The sequence below is a fragment of the Kribbella sp. NPDC002412 genome (genome assembly GCF_053592935.1).
Genome location: NZ_JBSFBL010000035.1, coordinates 81,035 through 98,870 on the forward strand (window position 1 = coordinate 81,035; position 17,836 = coordinate 98,870).

General features: G+C 69.2%; 20 protein-coding genes. 9 read left to right on the forward strand and 11 right to left on the reverse strand.

What is annotated here, in order from left to right; all coding sequences use genetic code 11:
* The first annotated feature begins 1 nt into the window (after position 1).
* The gene (locus ACWCOV_RS26255; RefSeq protein ID WP_449831963.1) at positions 2 to 1,228 is read left to right on the forward strand and encodes a hypothetical protein; all 1,227 of its coding nucleotides are present in this window, start codon (positions 2 to 4) and stop codon (positions 1,226 to 1,228) included.
* On the opposite strand, the gene ACWCOV_RS26260 is transcribed toward ACWCOV_RS26255, so the two are convergent.
* Positions 1,218 to 1,916 carry a DedA family protein gene (locus ACWCOV_RS26260; protein WP_449831964.1) on the reverse strand — a complete coding sequence of 233 codons (699 nt, stop codon included), beginning with the start codon at positions 1,914 to 1,916 and terminating at the stop codon, positions 1,218 to 1,220. The two genes, ACWCOV_RS26255 and ACWCOV_RS26260, sit on opposite strands and share 11 nt — an antisense overlap.
* Before the next feature lie 72 nt (positions 1,917 to 1,988).
* On the opposite strand from ACWCOV_RS26260, the gene ACWCOV_RS26265 reads away from it, so the two are divergent.
* The 3 genes from ACWCOV_RS26265 to ACWCOV_RS26275 all read left to right on the forward strand — a co-directional run bounded on the left by ACWCOV_RS26265 (position 1,989) and on the right by ACWCOV_RS26275 (position 4,114).
* Positions 1,989 to 2,609: a TrmH family RNA methyltransferase gene (locus tag ACWCOV_RS26265; protein ID WP_449831980.1), complete on the forward strand. Its 621-nt coding sequence runs from the start codon at positions 1,989 to 1,991 to the stop codon at positions 2,607 to 2,609.
* Entirely contained in the window at positions 2,606 to 3,796 is a 1,191-nt protein-coding gene (locus ACWCOV_RS26270; RefSeq protein ID WP_449831965.1) for an alpha-amylase family glycosyl hydrolase, read from the forward strand. Before ACWCOV_RS26265 ends, ACWCOV_RS26270 begins: the two co-directional genes overlap by 4 nt.
* Before the next feature lie 129 nt (positions 3,797 to 3,925).
* Positions 3,926 to 4,114 carry a hypothetical protein gene (locus ACWCOV_RS26275; RefSeq protein WP_449831966.1) on the forward strand — a complete coding sequence of 63 codons (189 nt, stop codon included), beginning with the start codon at positions 3,926 to 3,928 and terminating at the stop codon, positions 4,112 to 4,114.
* On the opposite strand, the gene ACWCOV_RS26280 is transcribed toward ACWCOV_RS26275, so the two are convergent.
* From ACWCOV_RS26280 to ACWCOV_RS26305, 6 genes are read right to left on the reverse strand one after another with little or no spacing between them, the layout of a single operon-like run.
* Complete coding sequence (locus ACWCOV_RS26280) at positions 4,103 to 5,833, reverse strand: FAD-dependent oxidoreductase (protein WP_449831967.1); 1,731 nt, start codon at positions 5,831 to 5,833, stop codon at positions 4,103 to 4,105. The genes ACWCOV_RS26275 and ACWCOV_RS26280 overlap by 12 nt on opposite strands.
* A complete protein-coding gene (locus ACWCOV_RS26285) occupies positions 5,830 to 6,714 on the reverse strand; it encodes an intradiol ring-cleavage dioxygenase (protein ID WP_449831968.1) in 885 nt (294 codons plus the stop codon). The genes ACWCOV_RS26280 and ACWCOV_RS26285 overlap by 4 nt, the downstream gene beginning before the upstream one ends.
* The gene (locus ACWCOV_RS26290) at positions 6,711 to 7,901 is read right to left on the reverse strand and encodes a thiolase family protein (protein WP_449831969.1); all 1,191 of its coding nucleotides are present in this window, start codon (positions 7,899 to 7,901) and stop codon (positions 6,711 to 6,713) included. The genes ACWCOV_RS26285 and ACWCOV_RS26290 overlap by 4 nt, the downstream gene beginning before the upstream one ends.
* Positions 7,898 to 8,938, reverse strand: a complete 1,041-nt coding sequence (locus ACWCOV_RS26295) for a maleylacetate reductase (RefSeq protein ID WP_449831970.1) — start codon at positions 8,936 to 8,938, stop codon at positions 7,898 to 7,900. Before ACWCOV_RS26295 ends, ACWCOV_RS26290 begins: the two co-directional genes overlap by 4 nt.
* The gene (locus tag ACWCOV_RS26300; protein WP_449831971.1) at positions 8,931 to 9,686 is read right to left on the reverse strand and encodes a CoA-transferase subunit beta; all 756 of its coding nucleotides are present in this window, start codon (positions 9,684 to 9,686) and stop codon (positions 8,931 to 8,933) included. Before ACWCOV_RS26300 ends, ACWCOV_RS26295 begins: the two co-directional genes overlap by 8 nt.
* Positions 9,679 to 10,509 carry a CoA transferase subunit A gene (locus ACWCOV_RS26305; RefSeq protein WP_449831972.1) on the reverse strand — a complete coding sequence of 277 codons (831 nt, stop codon included), beginning with the start codon at positions 10,507 to 10,509 and terminating at the stop codon, positions 9,679 to 9,681. Before ACWCOV_RS26305 ends, ACWCOV_RS26300 begins: the two co-directional genes overlap by 8 nt.
* Before the next feature lie 61 nt (positions 10,510 to 10,570).
* Between ACWCOV_RS26305 and ACWCOV_RS26310 the strand changes: the two genes are divergently transcribed.
* Positions 10,571 to 11,353 (forward strand): IclR family transcriptional regulator domain-containing protein, encoded by a 783-nt coding sequence (locus ACWCOV_RS26310; protein ID WP_449831973.1) that lies wholly within the window; start codon positions 10,571 to 10,573, stop codon positions 11,351 to 11,353.
* A 104-nt stretch (positions 11,354 to 11,457) separates the two neighbouring features.
* On the opposite strand, the gene ACWCOV_RS26315 is transcribed toward ACWCOV_RS26310, so the two are convergent.
* Together ACWCOV_RS26315 and ACWCOV_RS26320 are read right to left on the reverse strand one after the other, a co-directional pair.
* On the reverse strand, positions 11,458 to 11,877 hold the full coding sequence (locus ACWCOV_RS26315) for a VOC family protein (RefSeq protein WP_449831974.1): 420 nt from the start codon (positions 11,875 to 11,877) through the stop codon (positions 11,458 to 11,460).
* Between the two features lie 92 nt (positions 11,878 to 11,969).
* Complete coding sequence (locus ACWCOV_RS26320) at positions 11,970 to 12,989, reverse strand: SIS domain-containing protein (RefSeq protein WP_449831975.1); 1,020 nt, start codon at positions 12,987 to 12,989, stop codon at positions 11,970 to 11,972.
* Positions 12,990 to 13,128: 139 nt separating this feature from the next.
* Here ACWCOV_RS26320 and ACWCOV_RS26325 point away from each other — a divergent pair, with 139 nt between their 5' ends.
* Positions 13,129 to 13,851: a GntR family transcriptional regulator gene (locus ACWCOV_RS26325; protein WP_360514859.1), complete on the forward strand. Its 723-nt coding sequence runs from the start codon at positions 13,129 to 13,131 to the stop codon at positions 13,849 to 13,851.
* Between the two features lie 192 nt (positions 13,852 to 14,043).
* On the forward strand, positions 14,044 to 15,069 hold the full coding sequence (gene fbaA / locus ACWCOV_RS26330) for a class II fructose-bisphosphate aldolase (protein ID WP_449831976.1): 1,026 nt from the start codon (positions 14,044 to 14,046) through the stop codon (positions 15,067 to 15,069).
* A gap of 91 nt (positions 15,070 to 15,160) precedes the next feature.
* On the opposite strand, the gene ACWCOV_RS26335 is transcribed toward fbaA, so the two are convergent.
* Both ACWCOV_RS26335 and ACWCOV_RS26340 read right to left on the reverse strand, forming a co-directional pair.
* On the reverse strand, positions 15,161 to 16,150 hold the full coding sequence (locus tag ACWCOV_RS26335) for a type IV toxin-antitoxin system AbiEi family antitoxin domain-containing protein (RefSeq protein WP_449831977.1): 990 nt from the start codon (positions 16,148 to 16,150) through the stop codon (positions 15,161 to 15,163).
* A gap of 97 nt (positions 16,151 to 16,247) precedes the next feature.
* Positions 16,248 to 16,691, reverse strand: a complete 444-nt coding sequence (locus ACWCOV_RS26340; protein WP_360514871.1) for an HNH endonuclease — start codon at positions 16,689 to 16,691, stop codon at positions 16,248 to 16,250.
* A gap of 144 nt (positions 16,692 to 16,835) precedes the next feature.
* Here ACWCOV_RS26340 and ACWCOV_RS26345 point away from each other — a divergent pair, with 144 nt between their 5' ends.
* Together ACWCOV_RS26345 and ACWCOV_RS26350 are read left to right on the forward strand one after the other, a co-directional pair.
* Positions 16,836 to 17,243 (forward strand): DUF3151 domain-containing protein, encoded by a 408-nt coding sequence (locus tag ACWCOV_RS26345; RefSeq protein WP_360514874.1) that lies wholly within the window; start codon positions 16,836 to 16,838, stop codon positions 17,241 to 17,243.
* Between the two features lie 34 nt (positions 17,244 to 17,277).
* A partial coding sequence (locus tag ACWCOV_RS26350) for a 2-phosphosulfolactate phosphatase (RefSeq protein WP_449831978.1) occupies positions 17,278 to 17,836 on the forward strand: 559 nt, incomplete at its 3' end.

Below are 17,836 nucleotides of genomic sequence, written 5' to 3' on the forward strand. Positions count from 1 at the left end.
CGTGGGAGACATCGAGACAGCGACGGCCGCCTCTGCCCAGCCGATCCGGCATGGGGCCCGACTGTGGGTACAGCACCGGTTCTCGGCCTCCTGGGGCTGGGCGCGACTGCTGCTGGCGAAGAACTGGGCGGTGATGGCCGGTACGGCGTTGTCGTTGGTCGGTGTGCTCGCGCTGGGAGTCGACAGCCTGGGGACCGGCGTGATCGCGATCGTGCTGGCGGTGCTGGGCCTGATCCCGCTGGTCAGCGACTGGGTCGACGTACGCAAGGAGCTCAACGATCTCTACACGATCGACCGGCCGATCCCGGAGGTCGTCCTGGACGGCGACTGGCAGGTGGTCCGCTGCTCGCAGGGTCGTGTGGTCACCAGCCCGTCGGTCGACCGCAGCCTGGACCGGCCGTTCGTGCTCGACCCACGGCAGTACTCGCTGCCGCCTGACCTGGCCGCGATCAAGCCGGCGGTGATCGCGCTGGCCCGGTCCCAGCGGTCGCGTACGGCGTCTCCGCCGTTCGACGGACTGAACATCGGCCTCGGCGAGGATCCCGGTCCGGCCGGCGGCGCCGTACACCTGCAGCCGGTCCGGTACTTCGACATGATGGCGTCGAACTACCTGGCCGGGCATCAGTGGATGAGCCGGCGACTCGGGCGGCCCGTGGCCGACATCACCCGGCACCTGATCGCCGACGACGGCCGGCTGATCCCGCTGAACGCGACCGAGCTCGGCAACCAGGTCGGCGTCTCCACGGTCGCGCTGACTTCGGACGGCTGGATGGTGCTGGTGCACCAGGGCGTCGCGTCACGGTCGTCCGCGGGCCTGGTCGCGCCGAGTGGCTCCGGAAGCCTCGAGCCGTTGGACGTCGAGGGGCGCGATCGGCTGACCGACGTCGTGGCCGCCGGGATGGAGCGCGAGCTGCGCGAGGAGCTCGGCCTGGTCAGCGCGGCCATGCGCGAGGTGCGCATCGAGACCACGGTGCTCGGGTACGGCCGCTGGCTGGAGAAGGGCGCGAAGCCCGAGTTCTACGGCGTCTCCCGGATCCAGGCTCAGCTGCGGGACCTCGACGTACGGATCGACGTGTCCGAGCGGCAGTTCGTCAGCAAGCACGTCCGGCTCAGGCCGGACGACGTCCAGCGACTACTGGCCGGGGAGCCGTTCGAGGCGCTGGGGCAGGGAGTGCCGTCCGTGCCGTTGGAGTTGTGTCTGGCGCGGTGGCGGGAGGTTACTCGCTGACGTTGTTGGTGGCGGCGTGCTTCGGGGCCTCGGGGGCGGGGTCGGCCGGGGCGTTGCGGGCGCGGCGCTTGGCGAGGAACCACTCGACGAACATCGGGACCACGGAGATCAGGACGATCAGCAGGATCGCGGACTCGAGGTGCTCGTGGATGAACTTGACCTGGCCGAGGGCGTGGCCGAGCAGGGTCAGGCCGGTGGCCCAGAGGACGGCGCCGACACCGGTCCAGACGAAGAACTTCCGCGGGTCCATCTTGCCGGCGCCGGCCACGATCGTGATGAAGGTGCGCACGATCGGGACGAACCGGGCCAGCACCAGCGCCCGCGGGCCGTACTTCTCGAAGAACGCGTGCGTCTCCTCGATGTACTTCGGCTTCAGGAACCGCGCGTTCGGGTTGGTGAACAGCGTGGTCCCGAGCACCCGGCCGATGTAGTACCCGGACACGTTGCCGAGGAAGGCCGCGACGGTCAGGATCACGCAGGCCAGCCACAGCGGCACGTCGATCGTGCCGTGCGCGATGAACAGGCCGACGGCGAACAGCAGCGAGTCACCGGGCAGGATCGGGAACAGCAACCCGCACTCGATGAACACGACCGCGGCCGTGCCCCAGAGGGACCAGTCACCCAGCCAGGTCAGCAGGTATTCCGGGTCCATCCAGTTCGGCATCAGCATCGCGACAAGAGAAAGCACGCGGACAGGGTAGCGTCCAAACCTGTGCGTGAGCTTATCGGCGAGGAGAACCGGGACCGGATCGGTGCCGACATGGTCGGACCGAACGAGGTCGGGGTGGGTCCGTGGCAGGGGGAATGGCCGGACGACCCACGGCTCGATCCGGAACTGCTTGCGCACGGTGATCGACGGAACGTGGTCGACAAGTACCGGTACTGGACGCTCGAGGCGATCGTCGCGGACCTCGACAGGCAGCGGAACCCGTTCCACGTCGCGATCGAGAACTGGCAGCACGACCTGAACATCGGTTCGGTCGTCCGGACTGCGAACGCCTTCCTGGCCGCCGAGGTCCACATCGTCGGCAACCGCAAGTGGAACCGCCGTGGCGCGATGGTCACCGACCGCTACCAGCACGTCCGCCACCACCCGCGTCTCGAGGACCTGGCCTCGTACGCCGAGGACCACCAATTGCCCGTGATCGGCATCGACAACCTGCCCGGCTCGGTGCCGCTGGAGACCTACGAGCTCCCTGCGGCCTGCGTCCTGCTCTTCGGCCAGGAAGGACCCGGCCTGACCGAAGAAGCGCACGCGATCTGCACCGCCGTACTGTCCATCGCCCAGTTCGGGTCCACCCGTTCCATCAACGCCAGCGCCGCCGCCGCGATCGCCCTGCACGCCTGGATCCGCCGGCACACGTTCGGGCAGAAGCCATGAAGGACGACACCATCTGGTGGCAGATCTATCCGCTCGGCTTCACGGGAGCAGAGCAGTCCGCGAGCCCGGCGGTCGTCCACCGGCTCGGCCGAGTGGAGAACTGGCTCGACTACGCGGTCGAGCTCGGCTGCTCCGGCCTGCTGCTCGGCCCGATCTTCGCCTCCGAGACGCACGGCTACGACACCGTGGACCACTTCCGGATCGACCCGCGGCTCGGTGACGACGCCGACTTCGACCGGCTGGTCGCCGCGGCCCACGAGCGTGGACTGCAGGTCGCGCTCGACGGCGTGTTCAACCATGTCGCCCGGTCGTTCGCCGGGCCTTCGGAGTGGTTTCGCCGCCGCGAGGACGGGTCGCTCGACAACTTCGAAGGCCATGAGCACCTGGTCGCACTCAATCACAGTGATCCCGCGGTGGCGCGGTACGTCGCGGATGTCCTGTCGCACTGGCTCGGCCGTGGAGTCGACGCGTGGCGGCTCGATGTGGCGTACGCCGTACCGCCGGAGTTCTGGCGGGCGGTGCTGCCGCGGGAGGAGTTCCCGGATGCGTGGTTCTTCGGCGAGGTCATCCACGGCGACTACGCCGAATACGTCGCGGCGAGCGGGCTGGACTCGGTCACGCAGTACGAACTGTGGAAGGCGATCTGGAGCTCCCTGAACGACGGCAACTTCTACGAGCTCGCCCACGCACTGGGACGGCACGACGCGCTGCTGGACACGTTCGTGCCGCAGACCTTCGTCGGCAACCACGACGTGACCCGGATCGCGACCCAGCTGGCGGACGAGCGGCATCTTGGTCACGCGCTCGCGATTCTGTTCGCGGTCGGCGGTGTGCCGAGCATCTATGCCGGTGACGAGCAGGCGTTCCGCGGTCTGAAGGAGGACCGGGCCGGCGGCGACGACGCGATCCGGCCGGAGTTCCCGGACAGTCCCGGCGAGCTCGATCCGTCCGGTTGGCCGACGTACCGGCTGTACCAGGAGCTGATCGGCGTACGGCGGCGCAACCCGTGGCTCACCCGGGCACGGACGCAGGTCGAGCACCTCGCCAACGAGACGATCGCGCTCCGGTCGACCGACGGCGACTCGGATCTCGTGCTGCTGCTCAACATCTCGGACGAGGCGCAGACCTTCCCGGACCACGCCGCCGAGGTGCCGGCGCACAGCTGGAGATTCCTGACGGTTCCGTAACCTCCCCAGCCGCTTCCACGTTGTCGAGGTGGAAGTGAGGCTTCTCGACCAAAGTCAGCCCCAACTCGGGCGGGGCGGCGTGCATCGTGCACGTCGTACTGGGTTTGTGACGGGAAAAGGGGGTAGTTGATGAGTTCTCTGTGGGACGAACTGATCCATGAGCTGGGGACCGTGCGCGCCCTGAGCGCAGCGGCGCTCGAGGCGCGCACGGAAACCTCGCGGGTGGCCCTGATCACCCTGCTCGACGCCGAGACCGCCGAGATCGCGGCGATCCTCGACCGGATCCTCCGGGAGGCCCAAGCAGCCTCAGCGGCCTAGCAGCGTGTTCATCGCCTGCTCGAGCACGTCGGTGGCGTCCTCGGGAAGGTCGAACGCGCGGTAGGCGATGTGCGCGTCCGGGCGGACCAGGAGACAGCCCTCGTCCGGGATCTCCCGCGCCCGCGCCCAGTCGCCGTACAGGTCGTCCAGCTCGTGACCCGGGCCGACCACGAACGGTTCGATCGGTACGCCGAGGTGCTCCGAGACGGACTGCGCCGCCTTCACCCACGCGTCGCCGCCGATCCCGGTGAGCAGCGTGAACCGGCCCTTGCCGACCACGTCGAGCGTGCTCACGGTCTCCGAACCGCGGGTCAGCCAGCAGTGCGGAATCCGGGCGCCCGGCCAGGTCGTCGGGTGGTAGTACAGCTCCGGATCGCGGTCGTACGACGGTTCCGCCGTACCGTCGCCGATCACGGCGGCCGACCGGTACCGCTGGCCGAGCTCGACCCCGTGGGCGTTGAACTCGTAGTCCTTCAGCTCGATCGCCGTCCGCAGCTCCTCGCGCTGGGCGGCGCCGTCGGGGGTGTCGTCCTTGCGGGACTCGATCGTCCGCCCGGGCGGCGCGTCCGGCGTCATGCCGAGGGCCCGGAAGATCTGGCCGAACTGGGTGCGGCTCTTGTTCGCCCGCTCCACGATCTGCCGGGCGATCGGCACGCGTTCCTCGTCGTACGTCTTCAGCAGGTCCGGCGAGGCGTGTCCCTTGAGCACCAGCGAGAGCTTCCAGGCCAGGTTGTACGCGTCCTGGATCGACGTGTTCGAGCCGAGGCCGTTGCTCGGCGGGTGCCGGTGGATCGCGTCACCCATGCAGAACACCCGGCCGACCGTTGCCTGCTCGGCGTACATGTGGTTGACGCTCCAGACCGACGTGCTCTTCAGCTTCACGTCGATGGTGTCGTCGCCGACCAGGTTGTGCACGATCTCGGTCGCCATCGCCTCGTCGACCACGGGCGCCGGCTGGTTGATGTCGTAGCCCCAGACGATCAGCCACTCGTTCCACGGCCGGACCATCCGGATCAGGCCGGCGCCGATGCCGCCGATCTGCGCGCCCGGCTGCAGCACCCAGTACAGGACGCTCGGGCGATGGGCGACATACCTGGACAGGTCGGCCTCGAAGACGATGTTCATCGAGCCCTCTATGTCCATCGACCCCGCCATCGGCAGCCCGATGTCCTGCGCCACCTTGCTCCGGCCACCGTCCGCGCCGATCAGGTACTTCGCCCGGATCTGGTACGTCGTGTCGCTCAGCCGGTCGCGGACGGTCGCGGTGACGCCGTCGTCGTCCTGCTCCAGCGAGAGGTACTCGGTGTTGAACCGCAGCCGGGCGCCGCGACTGGCCGCCGTACTGAGCAGGATCGGCTCGAACAGCGTCTGCGGGAGGTCGCAGGGGAGCGTCGGACTCGCCTCGGTGTAGTCGGCCAGCCGGCGCGGATGCGTGCCCCAGGTGCGGATCCGGCCGATCTCCTCACCGGCGAGGCTGGTGCAGAACGCGGTCTGACCCATCAGCGCGTGCTCGGTGCCGTGGTCCATCACCTGGTCCTCGATGCCCATGTCCCGCATCAGCTCGATCGTGCGCTGGTTGGTGATGTGGGCGCGTGGGGTGTTGGCGGTCCAGCCGTACCGGGTGAGGACGACGTTGTCGACGCCGTACGTGGACAGGAACAGCGACGCGGCGCCGCCGGCCGGGCCACTGCCGACGATCAGGACATCCGTGGTGATCACTGCGTCTCCTCGGTGGTGGCGAGCACCAAGTCGTAGTGGACGGTGAAGTAGGGCTGGTCGGGGGTCTTGCCGTCCGGTGCCGGAGTGCCGGCCGCGTGCTCGGTGAAGTCGGCGATCAGCGAGTCCTTGACGCCGAAGACCGCGTCGTTCGCGAGGTACTCGTCACCGGCCGCGAACACGTGGGTGATCAGCCGCGCGTACCCGGGGGCGGTGACCATGAAGTGGATGTGGGCCGGCCGCATCGGGCCGCGGCCGCCGGCCCGGAGCAGCTCGCCGACCGGGCCGTCGTCCGGGATCGGGTAGGCGACCGGTTTCACCGCCCAGAACGCGTAGTTGCCGTCGGCATCGGTTGTCAGGTGGCCGCGGTTCTGCGGTCCGTCGAGGTCCTTCTGGACGTCGTAGAAGCCTTCCTCGTCGGCCTGCCAGGTCTCCACCTTCGCCTTCGCGATCGGCTCGCCCTTGGTGTTCAGGACCCGCCCACTCACCAGGCAGGGCTGTCCGGGGGCGCCGTTCGCGATGTCGCCGCCGAGCTCGACCTCCGGCGATCCTTCGACGAAGAAGGGGCCGAACACGGTCGACTGGGTGGCCTCCGGCGGCTTGCGGTTCTCCAGGCCGACGGTCAGCATCGACAGCCCGAGTACGTCGGCCAGCAGCACGAACTCCTGTCTGGTGCCGGTGGAGATCTGGCCGGTCCGGGTGAGGAAGTCGATCGCGGTGAAGTACTCCTCCTCGGTCAGCTCCACCTCCCGGGCGAACGCGTGCAGGTGCCGGACCAGCGCGCTCAGCACGGTCTTGGTCCGCGGGTCGACACTCTGGTCGAAGCTCGCGACCACCGCCTTGGTGAGGTCGTCGCCTTGCAGATCCATCTGGTTGCTCCTCATGCCTCGATCACCATCGCCAGGCCTTGGCCCACACCGATGCAGAGCGTGGCCAGGCCATAGCCACCGCCGCGCCGTCTGAGTTCGTGGGCGAGGGTGGTGAGAATGCGGGTTCCGGAACTGCCGAGCGGATGGCCGAGGGCGATCGCTCCGCCGTTCACGTTCACCTTGTCGCGGTCCAGTTCAGGCCATTGCTGCAGGCACGCAAGGCTCTGGGCTGCATAGGCCTCGTTGAGCTCGACGAGCGTCAGGTCGCCCCAGCCGATGCCTGCCTTCAGCAGTGCCTTGTTCGACGCCTCGACCGGCCCGATCCCGAAGTACTGCGGATCCACCGCATGGACCGCCCGGCTGACGATCCGGGCCATCGGAGTGATGCCGAGCCGGTCAGCTGTCTGCCGGCCGGCGATCAGCACGGCCGACGCCCCGTCGTTCAGCGTCGAGGCGTTTCCAGCTGTCACGGTGCCGTCGGGTCGGAACGCCGGCTTGAGTCGGGCCATCGTCTCCGGGGTGCCGCCGTCGCGGATCGACTCGTCCCTGGTCAGCGGCGGTCCGGCGACGTCGAGACGATCCCAGGGCACGAGTTCGGCGTCGAACGTGCCGGCTGCCCAGGCTTTGGCCGCCTTCTCGTGACTCTCGAGCGCGAAGACGTCCTGCGCTTCGCGGGTGATGCCGTACTTCTCCGCCAAGCGCTCGGTCGCCTCGCCGAGCGAGATCGTCCAGTCCTTCGGCATCTTCGGGTTGACCAGTCGCCAGCCGAGCGAGGTCGACTCGGCCGTCAGGCTGCCGTGCGGGTACGCGCGGTCCGGCTTCGGCAGCACCCAGGGTGCTCGGCTCATCGACTCCACGCCGCCGGCGATGACCAGGTCGGCGTCGTCCGTCTCGATCGCGCGAGCCGCCTGGATCGCCGCTTCGAGGCCGGAGCCGCAGAGGCGGTTGACCGTCGTACCGGGAACGCTGGTGGGGAAGCCGGCGAGCAGCGCGGCCATGCGCGCGACGTCGCGGTTCTCCTCGCCGGCGCCGTTCGCGTTGCCGAGGAAGATGTCATCCAGCTCCTGCGGGTCGATCTCCCGGCGGGCTGCGAGTTCCTTCAGGGTCGCCGCGGCGAGGTCGTCGGGGCGGGCGGACGCGAGGGCGCCGCCCAGCTTGCCGACCGGGGTGCGGACCGCGTCGAGGATGTAGGCGGATCTCATCGGGGTACTCCTTCAGGCCTGGTGCCCGCCCAGGCGCGGGTGAGGATGTCGTCGGCGTCGAAGGCGTTGGCGGCCTCCTGTGCTTGGTCCTGGGTCAGGCCGAGCTGCTTCAGGCTGGTCGGGATGCCGGACGCGGCGAACAGGTCGAACAAGCCGGTCGCGAGATCGCTTGTCTGCAAGGCGTCCTCCAGCCGGGCCTTCGCCCTGGGTACGCCCGGCGCTTTGACTCTTGTGACCTGGGGGAGGACCACCGCGTGGGTCTCCGCGTGCGGGAGGTTGAAGGTGCCGCCGAGGTAGTGACACAGCTTGTGGTGCAGGTCGGAGCCCGAGTTCGCGAACGCCTGGCCGGCCAGGCAGGCGCCGTACAGGAGGTTGCTTCGGGCATCTATATCGGCCGGTTCCCGCAGGACTGCTCTGAGTCCGGTGGTGAGTGCGCGGGCGGCTTCGACCGCGAGCGTCTCGGTGATCGGGTCGGCCTTCGGCGTCCAGACCGCCTCGACGCAGTGGGCGAGCGCGTTGGCTGTGCTCGCTGCCGTGACGTGCTTCGGTAGCTGGAGAGTCAGGATGGGGTCGTAGATGACGGTGCGTGGCAGCACCTTCGGATCCATGCCGGTGGTCTTGCCTTCGCTCGACGTCAGTCCCCAGACCGGCGTCATCTCCGACCCCGCATAGGTGGTCGGAACTGCCACGATCGGCGCTCCGCCGGCCAATGCGATCGCCTTGGCCAGCCCGATCGCCGACCCGCCGCCGATTGCGACAACCCCGTCGGCGTTGACGTCGCGTGCCTTGGCGCGGGCGTTCTCGGCGACCTCGGTCGGCACGTGCTGTGTCACCCCGTCGATCCGGCCGGCGAACCGGTCCTTCAGCTCGACCTCGACCACGTCCGCCGCGTCCCGCGCCGACCGGGTTGCGATCAGCAACACTCGCCGTACCCCGAGCGCTTCTGTCTCCCCAGCGACTTGGTCGAGCGATCCAGCACCGAGCACCACCCGCCCCGGCAGGAACGTGTGCTCGAACCCGACCGTCGGCTCAGGCATCGAGGTCCTCCCGGTCGCGGAGCCGGCGGAGGGCGGCCAGTTCGATCTCGGTCGGGGGATCGACCTGTTTGATGCTGTCAGCAACCTTCAGCGGCCAGCCGGTCGCCGTCCGGGCCTGCTCGACCGTCACCCCCGGATGCAGCCTGGTGAGCGTGAGCTCGTTGGTCTCCGGATCCGGCTCGAGTACGCCGTGGTCGGTGATGACCAGCGTGGGTCCGGCGCCGGGAGCCTGCCGCTCGCGCCCGGTCGGGCCGTAGCCGACGGAGGTCACGAAGTCGACCTGCTCGACGAACGTTCGCGGCGACTGCTTCACGATGACGATCACCCGCCCGGCCGCGGCCGCGATCTCCGGCGCGCCACCCGCGCCCGGCAGCCGGGTCTTGGGGTTCTCGTGCTCGCCGATGACGGTCGTGTTGATGTTCCCGTACCGATCGATTTGCGCCGCTCCGAGGAACCCGACATCGATCCGCCCGGCGCCGACCCAGTAGTTGAACATCTCTGGCACCGACACCACCGCGGTCGCCGTCGCCGCCAGGTCGTCGTCTCCGATCGACAACGGCAACCGCCGCGGCTTCGCGTCGATGGCCCCCGACTCGTACACCAACCGGCAGTTGGGTGCATGCGTCCGGCGGGCCAGGTTCGCCGCGAGGTTGGGCGGGCCGACCCCCACCAAACACACGTCCCCATCCAGCAACTCGCGCGCGGCCGCCACGTTCATCATGTCCGCGCTGTCCCAGCTGTCAGGCATGTGCGGCCACCTCCTGCGCAGCCGGAAGCCCGTTGGCCCGCGCCCACTCCAGGAACGCCGTACGGTCGCGGGAGATGGCGTCCCACTGTTGGTAGAAGTCGTTGTCGCGGACCGAGTAGCCGGCGGCATAGGACGGCCACGCTCCACCGGGTACGACGCTGACGGCCGACAGCACCCAGTTCGGCAGCACCACCGCTCCGGTGTGCTCCGGGAACTCGTCCACCACCTCTTCCACGGTGACGATCGCCCGCTTCGCCGCCAGCACTGCTTCGCGCTGCACGCCGGTGATGCCCCAAAGCATGACGTTGCCGTCGCGGTCCGCCAGCTGCGCGTGGATCACGGCGACGTCCGGGTTCACTGCCTGCACCGCGGCCAGCTCTTCGCCCGTGAACGGGCAGGTGACCCGGCTGATGATGTCGTGCTGCTCCTCCAGATCCGTCCCGCGGTATCCCCGCAGCACGGCGAACGGCAGTCGGGCAGCCCCGGCGACGTACGCGTTGGCGAGCCCGGCGTGGCTGTGCTCGTGCACCACGAGCCGGTGCGGCCAGTGCTTCTCGACCGCGTCCCGGAGCCGGTGGAGTGAGCCGACGCCCGGGTTGCCGCCGTACGAGAAGACCAACTCGTCCGCCACGCCGAGGCCGATCAGCTGGTCGTAGATGAGGTCCGGCGTCATTCGGACGAGCGTCAGGTGCCGGCGGCCCTGCCGGGCGATCTCGTGGGCGGCCGCGAACGGGATCAGGTGGGTGAAGCCTTCGAGCGCCACGGTGTCGCCGTCATGCACGTGGGCCGCGATCGCTTCGCCGAGTGGAACTGGACTTGGCATGCGCTGCTCCGCTAGGATTTCGCTGAGCGAAAAGTTCTTCTTTCAACGAAAAGGCTAGCCGATGGCCGGTGAGGCGTCCACAGGTACGTTCCTGCAAGGGCTGGAACGCGGCCTTGCGGTCATCCGCGCGTTCTCGGCGGACGCGCCCTCGCTGACGCTCAGCGAGGTGGCGCGCGACGTCGGGATCACGCCGGCGACGGCGCGGCGGATCCTGCTCACGCTGGTGGAGCTCGGGTACGTCAGCAGCGACGGCCGGCGGTTCTCGCTGACGCCGCGCGTGCTCGCGCTCGGCTGGGCCTACCTGTCGTCGCTGGACTTCGGCGAGCTCGCCGGCCCGTTCATGGAGGAGCTCAGCGCGACGACGCGCGAGTCCTGCTCCATCGCCACCCTCGACCTACCGGACATCGTGTACGTCGCCCGCGTGCCGACGAGCCGCATCATGACCGTCGCGCTCGGGGTCGGCGCTCGGCTGCCGGCGTACGCGACCTCCATGGGCCGCGTCCTCCTGGCCGGCCTCCCCGACGACGAGCTGACCGCCTACCTGTCGTCCGTCGAGCCCGAGCCGCTCACCGACCGCACCATCACGTCACCCGACGAGCTCCGCGAGGTCATCACCCGCGCCCGCACCGACGGCTACGCCCTCGTCGACCAGGAGCTCGAGCTGGGCCTCCGCTCCATCGCCGCCCCTATCCACAACTCCCGCGGCCGCACCATCGCCGCCCTCAACGTCTCCGCCCACGCCTCCCGCTCCACCCCGACCTCCCTCTGCACCGAGGTCCTCCCACACCTCCGAGCCACCGCCACCCAAATCACCACCGCCCTAACCCACCGCGGCCACCTCTAACCGCCCCGGCACCTGAAACACCTACCTGCAACCGCCTGGGCAACCGAACCAGCGACCTGCAGCGGCCTGCAGGTAGCTGGTCTCGAGGTGCTGTGGCTGGGATCTCAAGCCTTCAGGTCGGCGAGGATCTCCAGGTAGTGCGGGTTGTTCATGATCCCGATGATGTTGCCGAAGGGGTCGGTGACCGAGGCCGTCCGGAAGCCGGTGTCGGCGCCTCGCTCGGTGATGCCTTCGATGAGCGTGGCGCCCAGCGCGAGCAGGCGGTCGAGGGTGCCTTCCAGGTCGTCGACGTGCCAGTGGATGATCGCGCCGGCCGGCCCGTTCGCGACGGCATGGTGGGCGTACTTCGCGTCGATGATCCCGAGCTCGCACTGGAAGTCCCCGAACCTCCACTCGAGGTAGCCCGGGTTGTCCAGGTTCGGCACCGCGAAGTACGGCTCGATCCCCAGCAACTTCGTGTACCACTCCCGCGCGGCACCCATGTCGGCGGCGTAGAAGCTGACGGTCGCAAATCCTCGCAACATCTCAGTGGCCTTCCCTCGGTCTTCCCGGTTGATGACCACCACCTTTCCATCCAAAGTGCTCACCGAATGAGCACTTTGGATGGCTCATGCGATCAGTCCGTTTGGGTCACCTTGCGCAGGCCGCGGGGGGCGTCGGGGTTTAGGCCCAGTTTGCGGGCGAGGGACTCGATGGCTCGCTGGGCGGGGATGACGAGGGCCAGCGGGGCGAGGGTTTCGGGGAGGTCGGGGCCGGCCAGGTTGACGTCGCAGCGGGCGGCGAAGGTGGAGTCGCCGCCGATGCCGAGGATCTTGCTGCCCTTCTCGCGGACGATGCCGGCCAGCTCGGTCATACCGGGCAGGGCCGGACCTTCGTTTGCGGTGACCAGGATCGTGACGAGGTCCGCGTCGACGACCGCGATCGGGCCGTGCTTCAGGTCGGCGTACGACAGACCGCGGACCGGCTGCAGACAGGTCTCCTCCAGCTTGAGCGCGACCTCGAGCGTGGTGCCGAAGGTCAGCCCGCGACCGCTGGCCAGGACGTCGTGCGCACCGGCCAGCAGGTCGGCGGCCTCCTCGACCGAGCCCTCGAGCATCTGCGAGGCGGCGTCCGGGACGCGGGCGATGTCGGCGTCCAGGGTGCCGGGCTTCTGCGCCAGCGCGTCGACGGCGACGGTGATCGCCGCGAGCTGCGTGGTGTAGGTCTTGGTCGCCGGTACTGCGAGCTCCTGGCCGGCCTGGGTGATCAGCGCGACGTCGGCGGTCGACGCCAGCGGGCTGTTGCTGTCGTTCGTGATGCCGACGATCGCGGCACCGTTGCGCTTGGCCCACTCCGCCGTGTCCACGATCTCCTGGGTCGCGCCGGACTGGCTGATCGCGACGACCAGCGAGTTCGAGAGGTCGAGGTTCGCGCCGTACAGGGTGGCCACCGAGGGGGCCGCCAGGGAGGCCTGCCGGCCGGCGTGGATCTCGGTCAGGTAGCGGCCGTAGACACCCGCGTTGTCGGACGATCCGCGAGCCACGAAGATCACATGCCGGCGCCCGGCGGCGAGCCGGGTGATGTCGTGCCGCAGGGGCAGGACGTGCTCGAACGTGGCCGCCAGCGCGGCCGGCTGCTCGGCGATCTCGCGCGCCATCTGGGTTTCCTGGGCGGGAACAGACACCACTACGATCACTGGTCCTATCTGGTCTTAACAGGTATGCTGCGCACGATAGCAGTGAGCGGCGTCCCGGGGCACCCCCGAGACTCGCCGAGGTCTGGAGGATCGAGATTCGATGGTGGCGACCAAGCGGGCCCAGGTCCGATCGGTACTGGAACGGCTGATCGACGTCGAGCTGCACCCCGGGGACCCGATCCCTTCCGAACGCGCCCTGGTGGACAAGCTGAACGTCTCCCGGGTGACCGTCCGGCAGGCGATCAGCGACCTGGTCGAGTCCGGCGCGCTGGAACGCGTGCACGGCAAGGGGACGTTCGTCACCGGTCCCCAGGTCGACTCCCAGCTGCACCTCACCTCGTTCTCCCGGGAGATGCGGGCCCGTGGCCTCGAACCCGGCACGGTGGTGCTGTCGGCCACCGAGATCGAGGCCTCCGACGAGACCGCGAAGGGACTGCGGGTCGCCAAGGGCACCAAGGTGATCCGGGTCGAACGCCTCCGCACCGCCGACGCGTCGCCGATGGCGTACGAGATCGGCTACTACCCGTCCGCGCTCTTCCCCGGCCTGCTCGGCCGTGAGCTCGGCACCCTGTACGACGTCTTCGCGAGCGAGTACGACGTCGTCGTCACCTCCGGCGAGCAGACCGTCCGGGCGGACAACGCCGACGGTCACGTCGCCCGGGTCCTCGGCGTGGCCAGGCGGGCACCCCTGCTGGTCCTCGAGCGCACCACCTTCGCCGGCCGCAAGGTCGTCGAGCTGTCCTGGTCGGCCTACCGGGCCGACCGCTACCGGCTGCACATGGCCCTGACCCCGCGCGGCCCGAGGTCCGGGTCGTCGGCCTGAGCCGGACCCGTCGCCGTCATCGGGACGCAACGAACTGGACCGGTCCTGTTCATCAACTGGTCTGCATCCCTGCCGAACGCTCCCCGGCCACCGGGCCGGTCCGGCAGGCGGGCCGCCGGGTACGACGAGGTACCCGACGGTGATACTGGAGCTCAACCCACAAGAACTGTGTTGTGAGGAGTACCGCGAGACATGCCTATTGCCACCCCTGAGGTCTACGCCGAGATGCTGGACAAGGCCAAGCAGAACCGCTTCGCCTACCCGGCCATCAACGTCAGCTCCTCGCAGACGCTGATCGCCGCGATCCGCGGTTTCGCCGAGGCGGGCTCGGACGGCATCGTCCAGGTCTCCACCGGCGGCGCCGAGTACCTGTCCGGGTCGACCGTGAAGAACATGGTGACCGGTTCGGTCGCGCTGGCGGCGTACGCGCACGAGGTCGCCAAGAACTTCCCGGTGAACATCGCGCTGCACACCGACCACTGCCCGAAGGACAAGCTGGACGGCTTCGTCCGGCCGCTGCTGGAGATCTCCGCCGAGCGCGTCGCCCGCGGCGAGAACCCGCTGTTCCAGTCGCACATGTGGGACGGTTCGGCGGTGCCGCTGCAGGAGAACCTGGAGATCGCCAAGGACCTGCTGGCCAAGACGGCCGCGGCGAAGATCGTGCTGGAGATCGAGGTGGGGGTCGTCGGCGGTGAGGAGGACGGCGTCGCCCACGAGATCAACGAGAAGCTGTACACCACCGTCGAGGACGGCCTGGCCACGGTCGAGGCGCTCGGCACCGGCGAGAACGGCCGCTACATCACCGCGCTGACCTTCGGCAACGTGCACGGCGTCTACAAGCCGGGCGCGGTCAAGCTGCGGCCGGAGATCCTGAAGGAGATCCAGGACCAGGTCGGCGCGAAGGTCGGGAAGGACCGCCCGTTCGACCTCGTCTTCCACGGCGGCTCCGGCTCGACGCTGGAGGAGATCCGCGCCGCGGTCGACAACGGCGTGATCAAGATGAACGTCGACACCGACACGCAGTACGCGTTCACCCGGCCGGCCGCGGGCCACATGTTCAGCAACTACGACGGTGTGCTGAAGGTGGACGGCGAGGTCGGCAACAAGAAGGCCTACGACCCGCGCGCCTGGGGCAAGCTGGCCGAGGCCGGCATGGCCGAGCGCGTCGCCGAGGCCTGCGAAAGCCTCCGCTCCACGGGTACGTCGCTGAACGCCTGACATCTGTTTCTCCTGACAGAGCTGGGGTTTCGAGGGGCTCACCGCATCCCGCGGTGGGCCCCTGACTCACGTTCGGGCTGAGGCCCTTCACTCACATTCGGGCGCGGGCGACGTCGAAGTGCCGGATGCCGGTGCGGCGGGAGGCTCGGGTGAAGCCGGCGCGGACCCGGTCGACGACGAGCTGTGGGTCGTCAAGGTCCTTCCAGGAGATCGAGCAGCGCTCGATCGGGTCGGGCGCCGCCGGATCAGGGAGCGCCGCCGCCGGCTCCTCGTCGTCCGGCTCGGACGCCTCACACCAGAACGGAAAGCGCGGCTCGAACTCGATCACCGTGCGCTCGTCCGGGAACCAGAGCGCAGCCCTGACGTCGACGGCGCACGCCGTACCGCTGCCGTCGCCGTCCACGGTGTCGAGGTCTGGCGGTGGGATGGGTGAGGGCGTCGGAAGGCCGGCGTCGGCCAGGATGAGTCGGAGCCGGGCCTCTGCGACCGACGCGGACTCCAGGCCGGCGCGCGAGATCGCCTTGACCGCACGTTCGTTGCCGTGGTCGGCGACTGCCCGTTTGAGCGAGCGGCTGGTGACCAAACCGGCGTACAGCGCGGCCTCCGTCAGGACGACGGCGGGTGGGCCTGGTGTGGTCGCGGCCACCTCGACGATGGCTCGCGCGGGCGAGACCATCCGCAGTTTGTTCCAGACCTGGATGCCCGGCCCGACCGGGTCGCGGATGTGCCGGTGGACCCCGCCGACGTACCCGCCTCGGCCGTACGGCGAGGACACATGAACGCGAGACAGATCCAGGCCCCACAGCGGCAGAGCATGCAGCGCCGCCGCCGAGTGGTGGCTGGCAAAGACGGCGGGACCGCCGGAGCGGAGCACGCGGTACACCTTGCGCAGGTGCAGGACCTCATCGGTGACGAGCGTGAGCGCCCGGCGCGCGGCATAGGTCCCCGGCCGGATCCGGCGCCAGCCGCCGGTCTCCAGCAGGGTGTCGATGTCCGGGTCGGGGTAGCCACACGCACGCGCATCGGCGCGGGTGAACACCCCGCCGCGGATGGTGGCCATCACGGCGAGTTGAGGGTTCATGCCTAGAAAGTGCCGTGATCAGCCCCCCGATCCGACCACCACTTCAAAACTGTGGACAGCGGACCCTCGGCTGCGGGCATGAAAAAAGCCCGTCATCTCATATGACGAGCTCTGCGCGGGTTGGAACCCAGGGTTGCCAGAGGAGGGGCATGTCGGCCTCGGACGGGGTGCGGTTGCCTTTCCGCTCGTTACAGGCGGCATGGGCGGCCACGGCGTTCAGCCACTCGGTGCGGCCGCCCCTGGATCTGGGTTGGACGTGGTCCATGGTGTCGGCGTTCTCCAGACCGCAGTACGCGCACCGGAACTTGTCCCGCCGTAACACTCCGTGCTTGCTGTACTTCATCCGGCCGGCCGCGTAGCGCCAGTGGGTCACCACGTACCGCACCAGTCGCAGTACGCGGGGAACCGGAAAAGGGCCGATGGTCCGCTCTCCGTGCGCCTCCTCGACCACTGCGACCTCGCGGACCAGCATCCGGATGGCGTGCTGGATCGACACGGTGTGCAGCGGCTCGTACGACGCGTTCAGGACTATGACGCTCATCCGGTGCCTCCTTCCGGCCGTAGCTGGGAACCACGGCGGTTTGACGCAGGGTCTCAAGCATCCGTGGCCGGTCGGTGAACGGTCAACGGATTTCGTCAGACGGTCACGTGCCGGTACGGCTGCGTGATCGGCGAAGATGTGTTTATGGAATTGAACAATCTGCTCTCTGGTCCACCCGAGACACTACTCCCCGTCGACCCGGCCGCGGCGGAACTCGCCGCCGGGGCCGCGGCGGTGGACGTCGCGGCCAAGTTCCCGACCTCGTCACTGGCCTGGAGCCAGCTGGCCGAGGCGGCGCTGGCGGACGGGCGCACGATCGAGGCGTACGCGTTCGCGCGGACCGGCTACCACCGCGGTCTGGACCTGCTCCGGCGCAACGGCTGGAAGGGGCACGGGCCGATCCCGTGGGAGCACGAGCCGAACCGCGGCTTCCTGCGCTGCCTGGCCGTGCTGGGCAAGGCGGCCGCCATCATCGAGGAGAAGGACGAGGCCGAGCGCTGCGCGACCTTCCTGCGGGACTCGTCCCAGACCGCAGCCGACGCGCTCAGCTGAAATCTGGTTGTGGGGCTGGGGGCTCGAGGGCAGGATGCCTCGGGTGACCAGCCCCTACGCGCAGGACGGTTTCCGCGTCGGCTTCGACTGGGGTCCGGTCGGCGCCGAGGTAGTTGCCGGCGCCATCGTCGCCGTGGTGGACGTCCTCTCCTTCACCACCACCGTGACGGTCGCCACCGACCTCGGGATCGACGTCTACCCGTACCGCTGGCGTGACGAGTCCGCCGTCGCCTACGCCAAGCAGTACGACGCGGTGCTCGCAGTCGGCCGGTCCGCAGCCGGCCCGGGCGACGTCAGCCTGTCTCCGGCCACGATCCGTCAGGCCCGAGGAATCAAGCGCCTGGTGCTGCCGTCCCCCAACGGGTCGACGATCGCCCAGCAACTCAGCGACAGCGGCGCCACGGTCATCGCCGTCTCGCTGCGCAACCGGCAGGCGGCCGCCGACTGGGTGAACCGGCGTTGCGCCGAGGACCCGGAGCTCAAGGTGGTGGCGATCGCGGCCGGAGAGCGCTGGAAGGACGGCTCGCTGCGCCCGGCTGTCGAAGATCTCTGGGGCGCCGGCGGATTCCTCAGCGCGCTGGGCAGGCAGGGCA